The 14,834-nt window shown below is 66.5% G+C and carries 10 protein-coding genes and 2 pseudogenes; 2 read left to right on the forward strand and 10 right to left on the reverse strand.

Annotation, left to right across the window (positions count from 1 at the left end; translation table 11 throughout):
• Window positions 1–14: 14 nt before the first annotated feature.
• The 5 genes from OG430_RS41705 to OG430_RS41725 all read right to left on the reverse strand — a co-directional run bounded on the left by OG430_RS41705 (window position 15) and on the right by OG430_RS41725 (window position 5,912).
• Complete coding sequence (locus tag OG430_RS41705) at window positions 15–716, reverse strand: hypothetical protein (RefSeq protein ID WP_327357882.1); 702 nt, start codon at window positions 714–716, stop codon at window positions 15–17.
• A complete protein-coding gene (locus tag OG430_RS41710; protein ID WP_327357883.1) occupies window positions 713–1,696 on the reverse strand; it encodes a hypothetical protein in 984 nt (327 codons plus the stop codon). The genes OG430_RS41705 and OG430_RS41710 overlap by 4 nt, the downstream gene beginning before the upstream one ends.
• 191 nt (window positions 1,697–1,887) lie before the next feature.
• Window positions 1,888–3,873 (reverse strand): phage tail tip lysozyme, encoded by a 1,986-nt coding sequence (locus OG430_RS41715; RefSeq protein ID WP_327357884.1) that lies wholly within the window; start codon window positions 3,871–3,873, stop codon window positions 1,888–1,890.
• 202 nt (window positions 3,874–4,075) lie between these two features.
• Window positions 4,076–5,380: a hypothetical protein gene (locus OG430_RS41720; protein WP_327357885.1), complete on the reverse strand. Its 1,305-nt coding sequence runs from the start codon at window positions 5,378–5,380 to the stop codon at window positions 4,076–4,078.
• Window positions 5,381–5,519: 139 nt separating this feature from the next.
• The gene (locus tag OG430_RS41725; RefSeq protein ID WP_327357886.1) at window positions 5,520–5,912 is read right to left on the reverse strand and encodes a hypothetical protein; all 393 of its coding nucleotides are present in this window, start codon (window positions 5,910–5,912) and stop codon (window positions 5,520–5,522) included.
• Between the two features lie 400 nt (window positions 5,913–6,312).
• Here OG430_RS41725 and OG430_RS41730 point away from each other — a divergent pair, with 400 nt between their 5' ends.
• Window positions 6,313–6,846: a helix-turn-helix domain-containing protein gene (locus OG430_RS41730; protein WP_327357887.1), complete on the forward strand. Its 534-nt coding sequence runs from the start codon at window positions 6,313–6,315 to the stop codon at window positions 6,844–6,846.
• A gap of 1,734 nt (window positions 6,847–8,580) precedes the next feature.
• Here the strand turns inward: OG430_RS41730 and OG430_RS41735 are convergent.
• Window positions 8,581–9,108, reverse strand: coding sequence for a hypothetical protein (locus OG430_RS41735; RefSeq protein ID WP_327357888.1), 528 nt, complete (start codon window positions 9,106–9,108; stop codon window positions 8,581–8,583).
• A 62-nt stretch (window positions 9,109–9,170) separates the two neighbouring features.
• Window positions 9,171–9,941 (reverse strand): annotated as a pseudogene (locus OG430_RS41740) (IS630 family transposase); the annotation flags it as partial.
• 149 nt (window positions 9,942–10,090) lie between these two features.
• Between OG430_RS41740 and OG430_RS41745 the strand changes: the two are divergent.
• Window positions 10,091–11,596 (forward strand): AAA family ATPase, encoded by a 1,506-nt coding sequence (locus OG430_RS41745; protein WP_327357889.1) that lies wholly within the window; start codon window positions 10,091–10,093, stop codon window positions 11,594–11,596.
• A gap of 12 nt (window positions 11,597–11,608) precedes the next feature.
• On the opposite strand, the pseudogene OG430_RS41750 reads toward OG430_RS41745, so the two are convergent.
• The 3 genes and pseudogenes from OG430_RS41750 to OG430_RS41760 form a co-directional block, all read right to left on the reverse strand.
• Window positions 11,609–11,965, reverse strand: a pseudogene (locus tag OG430_RS41750) (IS630 family transposase); the annotation flags it as partial.
• A gap of 13 nt (window positions 11,966–11,978) precedes the next feature.
• A protein-coding gene (locus tag OG430_RS41755; protein ID WP_442816646.1) for an IS5 family transposase occupies window positions 11,979–12,925 on the reverse strand; the annotation gives its coding sequence in 2 pieces (ribosomal slippage) (window positions 11,979–12,536 and window positions 12,539–12,925; 945 coding nt in all).
• Window positions 12,926–13,040: 115 nt separating this feature from the next.
• Complete coding sequence (locus OG430_RS41760) at window positions 13,041–14,705, reverse strand: S8 family serine peptidase (RefSeq protein ID WP_327357890.1); 1,665 nt, start codon at window positions 14,703–14,705, stop codon at window positions 13,041–13,043.
• Between the last annotated feature and the right edge of the window lie 129 nt (window positions 14,706–14,834).

The raw sequence follows: 14,834 nt of genomic DNA on the forward strand, positions 1-14,834 counted from the left end.
AAAGGGGGCGGGTATCATTTGGAATGACGGGTATTGCCACTCGCGGGTACGCCGGAGAGTCTCGAGACCTTGCCCTGGGCGTCGACCGTGACGAAGAGCAGCACGTGCCGGTGCGCCGTGACACTGGCTTTGCTCGCCTTGTTCTGGGACACCGCGTCGGAGGTGGCCTCGACGTCGGCCAGGACGGCGTAGCTGTAGATGCCCGCCTTGACGTCGACGACCTCGATGTCCGGATCCGCGCCAAGGGCCGAGTTCAGACCGGCCGTGTCGATGTAGTAGTAACGCCGCCCACGGGAGTCCTCGTTGAACCTCGAGGCAGGCATGAACGACTTCAGGAACGTCTCGTTCTCGGTGAGGCCGAACCGGCTTTTCAGGCTCTCGCGCGCCTCCTCGTAGCTCTGTCCCGAATCCCATGTGAAGGCCGTCGAGAGCAGCGACTTGATGCGCTCACCGTCGGCGCTCAGCCGGCTTTGGCTGACGCCCAGGGCCGCCATGACGTCCGCGTTCACCTGCTCGGCGTTCTTCTTCCGGATACCTGCCACCTGTTCCCCGATGTCCTTGATCTGGGCTTCCTGCTTGCCCAGGGCCGTATGCTGGCTGCTCCAGGTCGCACCGGAAGCCGCCGCGACGACCGTGAGGACCGCTGCCGTCACCAAGGCCGAGCGGTTGTGCCGGAAGAATCCCCGCCGCACGGGTGCTGCCGTCTGCTCCGTCATCGCGTCCCGCCCTTCTTTTGTGTGCCCGCACCGCCGAGCTCAGGGATCTCTGGCCCGGCCGGCATCTTGATCGCGGGGTTCTCGTGCCGAGCCCCGGCGGCGGTCACCACGAGCATCAAGCGGTCGAAGGCCCCCGTCGCGCCGTCGCGCACATAGCGCGCACTCGCCCAGGTGAGCACCTCGCCGCTCTTCGTGTCCCGGCACAGCCAGACGACCTTCGCCTGGTTCGTCGCGCCCGAGCCTCCCTTCACGCCCAGATTGGGCATCACCGTCTCGACCTTCCACGCGTACGTGCTCGGGGCTGCTGCGCTCCGGCCGGCGTAGCGGATGTACCAGGCGTGGCGCGGATCGATCTCGGTGGTCGCATCGAACGGCGTCAGTGACGAGGTGCTGTAGGCCTCCTTGTCGCTGACCAGGAAGGAGTCCTTGCTGAACAGCGCTGCCATGTCCCGGCGGTGCTCGATGATCTCCAATGCGGCCTGGTTAGGGGTCCCGTTGTTCGGGCTGGGCTGGACGCCGGCCTGGTGGTAGAGCGCGGCGAAGGTCTGCTCCCCAGCCGCGACCTTCTTCGCGTCGGCGGCTGCAGCCTCGGCGAGCGTGGACAGCTGTGCCCGGGCGTCCTCCTTCACAGGCGTGGGCCGGGCATCGTCCAGCTGCCCCTTGAGCTGGACGATCCGAGCCTCGTTGTCCGCCGTGCTCGCCTTGAAGCTCTCGCCTGCCACGCCCGTGGCGACGACCAGGGCGAGGATCCCGACCCCCATCACTGCCGTCAGACTGCGCCGGACCAGGCGCGCGGTGCCCTCCGGGCCGCGTGTCTGGACTCGTTCGCGCTGGCGCGTTGTCCAGCTCGCGAAGCACTCTTCGAGCTCGGCTCCGGTGACCTTCCTGCGCGTCTTCGCTGCCGCGGGCTTCGCCTCGGGCATCGGCCCGGTCTCCTGTCCGGGGACCGCAATATCGGACTCGTCATGGGCTGTCGTCACGGATCACACCCCTCACTCCGTGTTGCTCTCGTAAACGACTCAAGTCTATCCGCAAAGGGATTCGAGTCCGACTCTGAATCCATTCGATAAAGGCTCGGGAAGCGGAGTCGGTACGCAGGGGGCTGTATTTGACATGAAGAAGCCGGTGCCCGGATCACCCGGCTTCTCGCTCCCCGATCAGACGCCGCGCATCAGGCCTTCTTGACCTTGTCGGTGGGGAGCATCGAATCCGACATGTCCACGAACTTCCAGCCCTCGTCCGCCAGGCGTGCCGCGCTGTCGACGCGAACCCGGCCCATGTAAGCGCAGTAGCCGGCCTCGCCGACGATGACCTTGTCGCCCTGCACGCCGAGCACCACGAGGGTGTGGCCGACGGCGGTGGAGCCCGGTCCGGAGCCCACCGAGTATGCCGTCGGAGTCGAGGACATCTGCTTGCCGGTCTCCCTCGCGATCGAGTACGCCGTCTCCTTGCCGTCACCGGACGGGTAGGTCTGGAACGTCGTGTACTTGTTCACGAAGTAGGTCGAGAACGACACGCAGTTCATGGCGTGGTTGCCGTCGCAGGAGCCCGGCCCGCCGTTCGGGCCGTACCGGTCGTCCAGGAACTTGTCGCCCTTCTTGTTGAAAAGATCGACCAGGGCCTGGGCCTGATCTTGTGTCATTCCGCCGTCCTTCAGCGTGACGGAACTGCCGTTCCTGGAGGTGCAGTTGCCCAGGATTGTGTTGATCCCGTTGCTGACGTTCTCGATGATCCCGCCGACGATGTTTTCGACGCTGCCCACGAACGAGCTGTCAGCCGACCAGCCGCTCATCTTGCCGAACCACATCTCGGCGTTGTCGCCTCGTGCGGTGAGCCCCGCCGACCCGTCGGCGGAGCGCTCCCACTTCTCGTGGAAGTGCAGTGCCGCCGCACGCGGCGAGCCCTGCGACTCCTTGAGCATGTCCTTGAAGACCGTGACGTCGCCCGGGTTGTCGCCATCGACCATGAAGGCCAGCTGGGCCTTGACCGTGAACCAGTCGACGCCCTTGCGCTTCGCGTACTGGCGCAGCAGCGTGTTGCGGCCGAACGTCCACTGCCCGAGACCGATGCCGTTGTTCGTGTTCTGTGCGGCCCTGGCCTTCTTGGCGGTCATGGCATACGCCCCCGTGGGGAAGTTCTGCACACTCGTCGGGTCGATCCCGGACTCCTGCGCCCAGTTGCCGATGACGCCTGCGATGTTCTCCTTCGGCATCCCCCAGTTGCTGAGTACCGAGTAGATCTCCTTGGCGTTCTTCTCCGCGTCCGCAGAGACGGCGGCCCCGGAACCGTCGTCGGCACCACCCGCGTTGACGACGCACCCTGTCCCGTTCGCGCCGATGCCGCCCTCGGTCAGCGCCGTCGAGTTGAGGACGCCGGGCACCACGGTGCCCAGCAGAGCCGCGGTGGCGGTCATCGCGACCACACCCGATATCACTGCCGCTACAGGGGTCATCGTCGCCGTGACGGTGACACCCAGGATCGCGCCGGCCCCCTTGGCTATGAGGCCGCCGAGTGCCATGAACGGCGCAGCGATCGCATGACCAACTGCCTTGACGATGTTGACGATGAGCGTCCACAGCAGCTTCCCCGCGTTGACGGCCATCGCCATGGCCGCGAAGAACATGGACTTCAGCCAGTTCAGCAACGCCATGGCCATGACCACACCCATGGCTGGCGGGGCAGCAGCCGCGCCACCGCCGACGGTGGCACCCTTGGCCGCCTTCGAGCCCAGGCCCTCGTCATCCTTCGACGCGCCGTGCCTGTATCCCGTGCCGCCGGCACCCAGCTCGCGCTGATCGGCCGGCTTGGCGTCCGGGCCGCCCCCGGTAATCTTGGACACGCCCTTGATCGCGTCCTGGGCCCCCTCGACGCCGACGTTCTTGGCTGCGCCGACGGCGGCTCCCGGAAGCCCGCCGGCCTGTGCGCCGGCCACTGCACCGGAGACGGCAGCTCCCGCGTAACGCCCGGCGTGACGGCGGGTCGCGCTGCTGCCGTCTCCCCCGACCGCCTTTTGGGCCGCACCTCCGGCCATGTTCCCGGCGACGCCGTTCATGCCCTGCTTGATCTTCGCCCCGGCCTTCGCGGCACCGGCCGCTTCGCCGGAAGAGGCAGTTCCCGGCCCAGGGAGCTGCTTGGGCACGCCTGCCTTGCCCGTCATTTCGCCTCCTTCTCGACGCTCTCCTTGGAGCCGAGGCTCTTGGCTCCGCGACTTTGCCGGGGCACTCGCTGACCCACCGACGTGCTTGGCCGCTCCTTCGCCGTCCCCTTCCTGGGACTCCGATTCGGTTTCCCGGTGGCCATGTCGTTTTCCTTTCCGGGGCAATGTCTGATAGCGGGAGTGCGTCACTTCCTCGCCGCACTCAATGGAGCGTGGTGAGGAAACCCTTGTCGTCGCGAATGGTGCTGTTGGACTGCACGTCCCGCAGACTCACATCCAGTCGGAGCAGGTCAAGCGAGAGATCAGACTCGTACTGCGCCTTGTTCCTGGAATAGTTCTGATACGCCTGTGAAAGGTTGTTCATGATGTTCATGAGAGGGCGCATCGTCACGTCAGAGGATTGGTAGTCCTCGGTGAGGCTGCTGCCGTCCGAGAGGATCCACCGCATGTCCGAGACTTGCTGGCTCGTCGGATCCAAGCCCTCGTCACGCTTCTTGGTGAAGAACTGCGCGTGACTCTGACCGGCCGGCACCAGAGCGTCGAGGTAGCCGTCGTAGACGTTGCCCGCACGCCAGTTGAGGCCGACGCCGCCCGGAACGACGTGCTTGGTCTGCAGCGCCAGCGTCGAGACACCGTCCTCGGCCTTGGCCGCGGGCACACCCGTGATCTTGTCGGCTGCAATCGAGACCGGAACGGTCGGCGGACGCAGGAACAAGCCGTCGATCTTCGTCGTCTGCAGGTCGGACGTGTACGACTGAATCTGCGTCAGATTCGCGCGCATCTCGACGAGCTTCCGGTCCAGGGCATCCCTGGCCTCCGCCTCCCGTCCCTTGAGCGCGACCTCGTAGTAGGCCTGCGCAGGGTCGAAGGCCGCGGCGTCGAGAGCCGCGATCTTCTGCACCTCGGATGCGCCGGGGTTGAAGAAGACCCGCCACTGGTCGTACTTGGAGAAGGTCTCGTCATCGGCCAGCTTGCCGTTGCTGTGCTCCTGCTCCGCTCCGGGCGTGGTGAGTTCGGCATTCGCACGGACCGTCAGGTTCAGCACCTGACGGTCGAAGGGCCGGTCGGCGTTGAGGAGAATCCCGACGTAGCCGGTCGAACCGAAGGCGTAGAAGGAGCCCTTGATCCCGCTGGTGCTGACCGGCTCGCTGTTCAGTGAGGTGTCCGACCCGAGCAGGAACGCCCTGTAGTCCGCGGCGTTGTACGAGATCTGAGCGGTCGGACTGAAGTGCATCATCACGAGCGCCTTGTCGCCGCGCTCGTTGGTGTAGATCCCGTCGACGGTGCCGTCGAGATTCGTCTTCGACGTCTTGAAGTCGCTGGTGTACAGGGCCGTCTGCGACAGCGAGTCACGCCCCGCCTGGTACGCCGACGCAGCCGATGCGCCGATCACGATTGCGCCTGTGACCGCGAAGACGCCGAAGAACACCCCGAAGCGTTCGATTGCGTGGTGCGAGTCGAGTTTGAGTTTCCTGCTGAAGGCCAGCGCCTTGTCCTTGATCCCCATGTTCTGCTCTCTTTCGTGCCTGCAGCGCGCTGCGGACCCCGGATACGGCGAACCGGGCCGGAGGAGGTCTTGCACCTCAACCGACCCGGTTCGCTCGACGCCTCTGTCCCCGGTCGTGTGCACGTTCTGCGGCTGTGTCCTACTTGGGAGGACCGCTCAGGAATCCGTTGAACGGATCGGCGCTTTGGGCGATCACCGTGCCGCCGCCGAGGTCCGTGATGGTCTGCTGTCCGCCGGAACCGACCGTCCAGATCAGCGACCACCCGCCGGTACTCAGGGCTCCGCCGACGAGAATGAGGAGCGCGATCGTGCCCCAGCCCTGTTGCTGCCCCGCGGACTGCGGGTTGGCCATCAGCTTCTTGATCAGGAGCACGCCTCCCCAGACCAGGCCGACGGCACCGAGCAGCATGAGCAGAAGGCCGCCCCAGAACTGGACCTGGAACTTGGCGTTCTGCAGAAAACTGGTCAGGTCCCAGGCTGCACTCAGCAGAGAGGCCTGTGTGAGGACGGCTGACTCGTAGATCTTCGTCACGGTTCTTCCCTCTCGCCTTTCGAGTCATTCGGTGACATGACAGTGAGTCGCAAGGCGACAAGCGCAGCTCGCTCGTCTGATCGGGTAGTGATAGAAGGCGGAGTGATCGGCTGACACGCTGCCTTGCCCCTCTCGTCGGCTCGTATACGTGTGCATCCACCACAGTCAATCTACCCCATTCGAATGACGAATCGAAGAGGCATTGAAAGGTCTATCAATGGAGGGTCGAGAGATGCTCGGAAACGAGGTCAATCGGCATCGCTGCGCAGAGTTGCAGGGCCGTGGTGGGTTCCTGTGGAATCCGCAGTGTGGGATGTGTAATCTGCGGCCCTAGCACTGCTGCGGCGCCGGCCTGATCGATTTCGAGGCGGCAGCCTCGTGTACCCCGTCGATCGTGATCTTGACCAGGAAGTGGCAAAACGACATGAACCCACTGCCCGGGGACCTTTTCGCCCGCCGACTTCGCCAAGAACGTGAACGCCTCGGCATCAGCCAGGCGGAGCTGGCGCGCCGTATGGCCGCACTGCTCGGCACGAACGTTGACTCCACCGCCATCACGCGCATCGAGCAGCAGACCCGCGCGGTAAGGCTCGACGAGGCGATCACCGCTGCCGAGGCTCTCGGGGTCCCATTGATCACCCTGGTCAGCGACAACTACGCCCGCGAGAACGAGGCAGAGATCCAGAATCAGCTCGCCGAGCTCGTCCTCGCCGAGCAGGAATGGGAGAGGCTGCGCCAAAAGATCCACCGGATCACCCAGACCATCCAGCAACTCTCGGCCGAGCGCGAGGCCTTCCGCTCCCACGCCCTGAACGTCAACCCTGAAACCGCTGGCGACTGCGAACTCGAGCCCGAGACGCAGGCCGCTCTCGACGCCCGAATGCGTGGTGTCCGCAATAAGCCGGCCGGGGGAGTCGCGGACCCGGGTGCATGACGCTGTTGCGGGCAGCCGGGTTGAACCCGCGGTCGTAGACGTTCACCGTCTCGGGTTTCCGCCACCGGCCGGTCCGCATGGTCTCGTCGGGCTCGCGCCGTTCCGCCTGGCCTGAGTGACATGACCAGCTCGCAGACTGTGGAAGCCGTATGCCGAAGATCTATCCGGGCCTCGTCGATACGCCTGTGTGGCATCGCGTGCAGCGCGTTGCCGCTCACGCCGGTCTTCTGGATCTGCGCGTCCCTTGAATGAGGTGCGTCGCCCGTGGCGGGGAGCGTATGACGGGGTCCTCGCTGCTGATCAGCCCCGTATGGCTGGCGCTGCCGGAGACATGCGCGCCGAATTGGTCCCCGTACGGCTGCCGCATGATCGTCCGTCGACGCGCACAGGCATTTCTGTCGTAGAGGCCGCCACCAGTGCGCCCCACCGGTGAACCGTGCGCGGAGCGCAGGTCGATGGCGCCGGCTCGGATGGCGTGACTGCGGCGTCGAGCAGCTCATTGTCCTGGTTGGCCTTCGGCTGACCGCGGGCCCATAGATCCGTCGAGCAGATGTAGTTCCCGGCTGTTCAGCCGCAGGGTCGCAGTGTCCCGCATCGCCGATGCCCTTGAGCAGTGCAGATAGGCTCGTAAGCATGGGAATTGACTGGGAGCACATGCTCGGCACAAGCGGGAACGGCCTTAACGATGCATACGACGGGGCGGTCTCCTCAGTCATGTACAGCGAGACCCCGAGGGATGACCATCGGCCACTTCCAGTCGGCGAAGAGTACGACGATACAGATGGCCTGCGCTGACCTGAGGGCATGCGCAGACTGCCCGAGGGGCCGGGTAGACATTGGAGATTTTGAGTCCTTGGCCCCGGAGCGAACCGGTGGTCAACCGTGACATCAGCAACTGCCTCGCTGTGCCCGGATGAGCGCGCCATGGGTAGCGATCAGAGTCTCGCTGTTCGTGACCGTGGCAGCCAAAGGGTGGTGCCCTCGCCGCCAGTTCTTCCTCGGCTGTCTGCGCTGACAGCTGGGCAACGCCGTGCGCACGTTTCCGGACGATGCCTGAAGTGAGGCTGCGCGCTGACCGACGAGTCAACGTCGACCGGAGAAGCCTGGGTCTGCAGCTGGACGGCACACACCCGAGCCCTGGTTCGTACCCGTGGGTCCTGCGACTACGAGGGCTGGTGCCACTCGCGGGGTCGGGCCGGCACACCAAGGTGATCAACTCGGCGCCAACATCACCAGTTCAACTTCAGTAGGACCCGCCCAGTCGGCGGGGCGCGCGTGCGTCACGCGGCCTTGACCAGGTCGGCCTGTGTCGCCTCGCCCCACTCGACCAGGAGTCGCTGGTACTCCTGCGTGCGTCGGTAATGGGGAGGTCGGGCTCCTCCATGAGCCGGCGAATCCGCGCGTTGATTAGTGCAGCAGCGGGGCGCAGCTGGACAAGAGGCTTGGAGGAGGGCATGGCTAAAGCGTAGGGTCCCGCACCGACAATCCGCCGCTATCCGCCGAGGGGGGAAAGCTAAGACGCGGAGGGGCCGGCGGAGCGCCAGTCCGGATTGTCGACGGTCCGGGCGATCTCCCATGTCTCCTTGCCCCGGCGACAGGTGAAGAGCGGACGCAAGGGCCGTCCCTCGTACTCCTGCTGCCAGGAGTCGTACGTCCTTCCCCGCATCCAGGTCCCCGGATGCGTCCGGTCCAGCGCGAGAAGCTGGCCACGACCTACCCGGAGATCGGTAAAGGTCAGCTCTCGACCATGCTCGTCGGCCGCGCTGATCCGGGGCCGGAGACGGAATGGCCCCAGACCTGCGCGGGCGATCTGTTCCGGGGCGGGACCGTTCGGGTCGGTGTACCCCAGCCGCTGCTGGGTCGGGGTGTGGTCGTAGTCGTCATTCCCGACCCGGACGGTGGCGGAGTCCAGGCGGCCGATAGCGTCCGGGCGAGGTGAACGAGGAGCTTGGCGGCGTGGTCGCCTTCCTTGGTCAGGGTGAACTCGAACTTCGGGGTGAACTCGGCGGGCCACCGCTCCCGCTCAATCCGAGCCATGATCTCCGCTGTCCTTCGGGCTTCCTCGGCCGTGTCGCTCGCGCGGCCGGCTGCCTCCCACGCGGCAGCGGCGGCCACGACGCTGAGGGACGCGGCGATGATACCCGCGCGGTCCTTCCCAAGCTGGTCGAGCGCGGTGAGCACCACCAGGCCGCCTACTGTGGCGAGGAGCGCCAGGATGAGCAGCCTGCGGCGGCGCCGGCGGCGGCGATCCATGTCTGTCATGGAGTGAAGGTAGTCGCCGGGTCTGACACCGAGGGCGTAGAGCGGCCATCGAGGCCAGCCCGCTAGTGTCCTGCGCCGGAGATCCGTCGGCAGAAGTGGGCGAGGGAGTCGAGGATCTCTTCTGCCGTCTTGGTCCAGATGAACGGCTTGGGGTCTTCGTTCCAGTCCTTGATCCATGCCCGGATGTCGGCTTCGAGGGCCTGGACGTTCTTGTGTGCGCCGCGGCGGAGCATCTGGTCGGCCAGGAAATCGAACCACCGCTCGACCTGGTTGATCCAGGAGGAGCCGGTCGGGGTGAAGTGCATCTGGAACCGGGGGTGTTTGGCCGGCCATGCTCTGATCGCGGGGGTCTTGTGGGTGCCGTAGTTGTCCACGATCAGGTGGACCTGCAGGTGTGCGGGGACCTCCTTGTCGATCCTGATCAGGAACTTCTTGAACTCCGCTGCCCGGTGTCGGCGGTGCAGGGCACTGATGACCTCGCCGGTGGCGACGTCGAATGCGGCGAACAAGGTGGTCAGACCGTTGCGGACGTAGTCATGCGTGCGCCGCTCGGGCATACCGGGCATTATCGGCAACACCGGCTGCGACCGGTCCAGGGCCTGGATCTGCGACTTCTCGTCCACCGAGAGCACCACCGCGCCCTCGGGCGGGTTGAAGTACAGGCCGACGTCGTCGTAGACCTTCTCCACGAACAGCGGGTCCGTCGACAGCTTGAACGTGTCCGACAGATGCGGCTTGAGCTGGAACTTCCTCCAGATCCGGCCGACGGTGGACTTCGACAGGCCGCTGTGGTCGGCCATCGACTTGCGCGACCAGTGGGTGGGTTGTTTTGGGGGATTGCCCGGTTGGGTCGTCTCCTGGTTGATCTCCTAGGCCCTGCTGTGATGGAGCTGCGGTGGCAGTCAGGGGTAATCTTGGTGCGACTGATTTCGTCGAAGTAGACTTAGACGGAATCAGTCGCAGTTGGTATGTGGGAGGCGTGATGGAGCATCGTCTGCTGGCCAAGCCTGGGGATGTAGTTGACCGGGACCGGGAGTGGGTACTGCTCGCGGAGTTTCTCGCCGATCCGGATCCGGCGATGCGGCTGGGGATTGTGTCGGGGCGTCGGCGGCACGGGAAGTCGTATCTCCTGCAGGCGCTGTCCGAGCAGGTCGGTGGCCTGTATGTCACGGCCGTCCGGGAAGAGGGGCGGCTGCCGGCGATCCAGAGGTTCAGTGATGCGGTCGCCGCCCATGCCGGCTTGAGGCAGGGGAGTCTGCGTCTGACGGACTGGCGTGATGTGCTGTCCAACGCTCTTGATGTGACGGCCCGCTCGCCGCACCCGCTGCTGGTGATCGATGAGCTGCCGTATCTGCTGCAGCACTCGCCGGAGATCCCGGGGCTGCTCCAGCAGTTGTACGACGAGCGGCAGCGCGGCGTGAGGGCCGGTGCGGGCCCGGGGCCGCGGTTGGTGCTGTGCGGTTCCGCGATGAGTGTCATGCACGAGCTGTTGTCGGGCGCGAAGCCGCTACGGGGCCGGGCAGTGGTCGATCTGCGCCTCGGCGCTTTCGACTACCGCGACAGCCGGGCCTTTTGGCAGATCATCGATCCGCTGACCGCGCTGAAGGTGCATGCGGTGCTCGGCGGTGCCCCGGGCTACCGGCCGGTGGCCGCCCGTCCGCACCCCGACGACGGCTTCGACGCCTGGCTCGCCCACACGCTCCTCGACCCGGGCCGCGCGGTGTACTCGCGGACCGAGACCGAGTACCTGCTGCGCGAGGACCCGCGGATCACGCAGCACACGCTGTACTACGACATCCTCACCGCGATCGCCCAGGGCGCCACGACCCCCAGCAAGATCGGTGCGGCACTGGAGCGGCCGCGTAATGCTGTCGCCCATCCCCTAGGGGTGCTGGAATCCACCGGCTACATCCAACGGGAGCAGGACATCCTGCGCTCCCGCCATCCCGTCATCACGCTTGCCGACCCCGTCATCCGCTTCAACCAGCTCATCACCCTGCCCCAGGCCGCCGCTGTGGAGCAGGGCTTCGCCGAGCAGGTGTGGCAGCAGGCCGCCCCGACCTTCAACTCCAAGATCCTCGGCCCGCACTTCGAGGACCTGGCCCGCACCTTCACCCGCCGCTACGCCCACACCCTGCTGCCCGGCGGGCTGACCGGCCCGGTCGGCACCACCGAGGTCGCCGACCAGGCCGCCCGTACGAAGCACGAGGTCGACGTCATCGCGCTGGCCGCCGGCGAGCGCCCGCAGGCTCCTCGGGCGAAGATCGCGCTCATCGGGGAGGCCAAGGCGACTGCCGCCCGCCGGGGAACCGGGGACCTCGAACGACTGGAGCGGATCCGTGACTTGCTCGCAGACCAGGGCTACGACACCGGCAGCGCCACGCTGGCGCTGTACTCCCTGCACGGCTTCTACCCCGACCTGATCGACCTGGCCGACCGCCGTGACGACATCCTCCTCGTCGACCTGCCCACCCTCTACGGGGAATGATCTAGTGCCGCATCAAGCAACGTTTGCCCTGTCGACGACGGCGCGTAGGCGCCGGTCGTCGGCATGGTGGTTTCGCCATTAGATGATGTAGCGGCGGATCATGCTGCCCTGCTCCTTGTGGTCGGCGTGGTCCGTGCCATCGAGAGTGACGTAGCGCAGGGCCGTGAACTGGGCCTCGATGCGGTTCAGCCAGGAGCTGTTGGTTGGGGTGTAGGCCATCTCGACGTTGTTCGTCGCACAGGTGCCGACCCGCTGACATCTCTTCGTGGTCAGGTGCGGGGAGAAGTTGTCGGCCACGATCGCGATCCGCACCTCGGGTGGGTAGAGGGTGCGCAGGTAGCGGCAGATCTCCAGGAACTGCGTCCGCTTGCTTGATGCGGCACTAGGCCGTTTCTGATGGCTCTTGGACGGTGTCGTGTAGCCAGATGGCGATGGCGGCGACGGTCAGGGTGCCGTTGAAGATGTAGTCGCGTTTGTCGTACCTGCTGGCGACCGCACGGAACTGCTTCCACTTGCTCACGCATCGCTCGACGGCGCTGCGGTGGCGGTACTGGTCCTTGTCGAAGGCTGGGGGACGGCCGCCCGCCCGGCCTTGCCGGCGGCGACGCTCGCGCTGGTCACGGGGCTGGGCGATGGTCGCCTTGATGTGCCGACGCCGCAGGTAGGCGCGGGTGTCGCGGCTGGAGTACGCCTTGTCACCGCGCAGGCGGTCTGGGCGGATGCGGGGGCGGCCCGGCCCGCTCCGCCTGATGCGCAGGCTCTCCAGCACGGGGACGAGCATGGGGTTGTCGCCCCGCTGGCCGGGCGAGGTCTGCCAGACCAGCGGGCGGGCCCGGTCGTCGGCCAGCAGATGGACCTTGCAGGTCAGTCCGCCCCGCGAGCGCCCCAACGCCTCACGCCCATCTGCCTCCACACGCGCTCCGCCCCCTTTTGCGGGAAGTCACGCGGCGGCTGATGCCGGGCCCCCGCCGCATGCTGATGCGCCCGGCACGAGGTGGAGTCGATGTTCACCGCCCACTCAGCGCCCTTCTGCGCGGAGCGGGCCAGCGCCCCATCCGGGTCGGACGCATCGGCCTCGATCTGCAGCTCGGCCAGGATCCGCTGCCAGGTTCCGTCCGCCGACCAGCGGCGATGCCGCTCATACACGGTCTGCCAGGGCCCGTATCGCTCGGGCAGATCGGGCCACGGCACCCCAGTGCGGGCCCGGTACAGCACTCCGTTGACCACCCTGCGGTGATTCGCCCACTGCCCACCAGGGCTGCCGTTCACCGGCAGCAACGGCTCAACCACTCGCCACTGCGCATCAGTCAATTCATGGCGTCGCACCATACGACACGCATGCCCAGCCCCAACGCTGATCCACCCACCCAGCAAGAGCCATCAGAAACGACCTAGTCCCGTCGAAACGGCCGCTGTCTCCATCGGGGGCGGCGGCCGTTCGCGGTCAGCCGAGGGTCAGTGCGGTGTCGTCGATGACGAATGACGACTTCAGTGATGAGTCCTCCGACCCGGTGAACTTGACCGTCACGGTCTGACCGGCGAAGGACGACACGTCAAAGCTTCGCAGGGTGTATCCGGCGGCGGCATTCAGGTTGCTGTAGGTCGCCACGGTCGTCGAGCCGACCTGCACGGTGAGCTTGTCGTAGGCCTTGGTGCCGGTCTCGGCGGTGTCGATGTGCAGATAGAAGCTCAGTGTGGCCTTGCAGCCCGCCGGGATGGCCACCGGTTGCGACAGTGTGTCGGTGTGGGTGCTGCCGTAGCCGTCCAGCCAGGCTTTGTAGGAGCCGGTGCGGGCCGGCTGCTTGGTGCCGTTGTCGATCACGGAGGGGGTCGTCGTCCACGTCACAGGGCCGGACTCGAAGCCCGGGTTGAGCAGTTTCTGGCCGGTGCAGCTCTCGGGCGGTGTGGAGCCGGAGCCGACGAACAGCAGCCGGTTCGGTGAGCCGGTGCCGATGTTGGTCAGTACGTCCTTGGTGGAGTTCGCGATGATGAGGTCTTTGGCCTGGGCCATGGTCAGCGCCGGGTTCTTCTGGACCGCGAGCGCCACCGTCGCGGAGGCGAGCGGTGCCGCGAACGAGGTGCCGTACCAGCCGGTCAGGGCCGCGGTGTCGCTGTCCTTGCCGGCCCCGGTCACATCGGCGCCGGGCGCGAACGCGGTCACGCATGAGCCGTAGCTGGACGCGTTCGCGCCGGTGTTGCGGGCGTCGGTTTTCGTCGAGGCGGCCATGATGATCGCCCGTGGGTCCTTCGGCGAGTTGTTGCAGTCGCCCTTGTTGAAGTTGCCGGCTATCAGCACCAGCAGGATGCCCTTGTCGATCATGCCCTTGGCTGCGTCGTCCAGGACCCGGTCGGTGATGCCGTTGTCGCTTTGGTAGCTCATGTTCGCCACGGCCGGCAGCACGGCGTTGGCCGCCGTCCAGTTCATCCCCTCGACAGCCTCCTCGGCGGACGAGGTGTTGTCGCAGTGGAGGATGCGGACGGCCTTGATGGTGGCCTTCTTCGCCGCGCCGTAGGTCTTGCCGGCGATATGGCTGGACACGAACGTGCCGTGGTTGGCGCAGTCGTTGGTGCCGTTGCCGTCGTTGATCGACGTGTATACCCCGGTGGCCCGGCCACCCTCGAACTCGGTGTGCGTGGCCCGCACCCCGGAATCGAGTACGTAGACGTTGACGCCGGCCGCGTCGTCCGGGTAGGTGTAGCTGCCGCTCAGAGGGAGCTGGCGCTGGTCGATCCGGTCAAGGTGCCAGGGTGCGCCCGGCTGGGTCCCGCCGGCCTGTACCTCCTGGTGGTGGATCCGGTTGGCCTGCACGTAGGCCACCGCCGGGTCGCGGCGAACCTTGTCCAGGGCGGCGGCGGGCAGGTCCGCGCTGAACGCGTGCAGCGCGGCGTTGAATTCCTTGCGGACTCTGCCGCCGGCGGCGCGGGCCGTGGCGGTCGGGCTGGCCAGCGCGGTCCCTGGTTTGAGGACCACGATGTAGCGGCCGGGAACCTCGTCGGCTCCCGTCGCGTACAACGGGGCGAGGCCGGTCTGTGGGCTTGCCAGCGCCGGGGTGGCCAAGCCCAGGCCGAGCACGACGGCGAGCACGATGGGCAAGATGCGACGGGACATGCCGCTTCCTATCGACGGGTGCGTATGGGGTGGTGGACACTAAGCGGCAGGCCCGGGAGTGCGGAACGGCGCCGGGACGCCGTCGGGCAAATCTGTGGCAGGGGTGGCAAAACTGTGGCGGAACGTACG

The organism is Streptomyces sp. NBC_01304 (assembly GCF_035975855.1).
Taxonomy (GTDB): Bacteria; Actinomycetota; Actinomycetes; order Streptomycetales; family Streptomycetaceae; genus Streptomyces.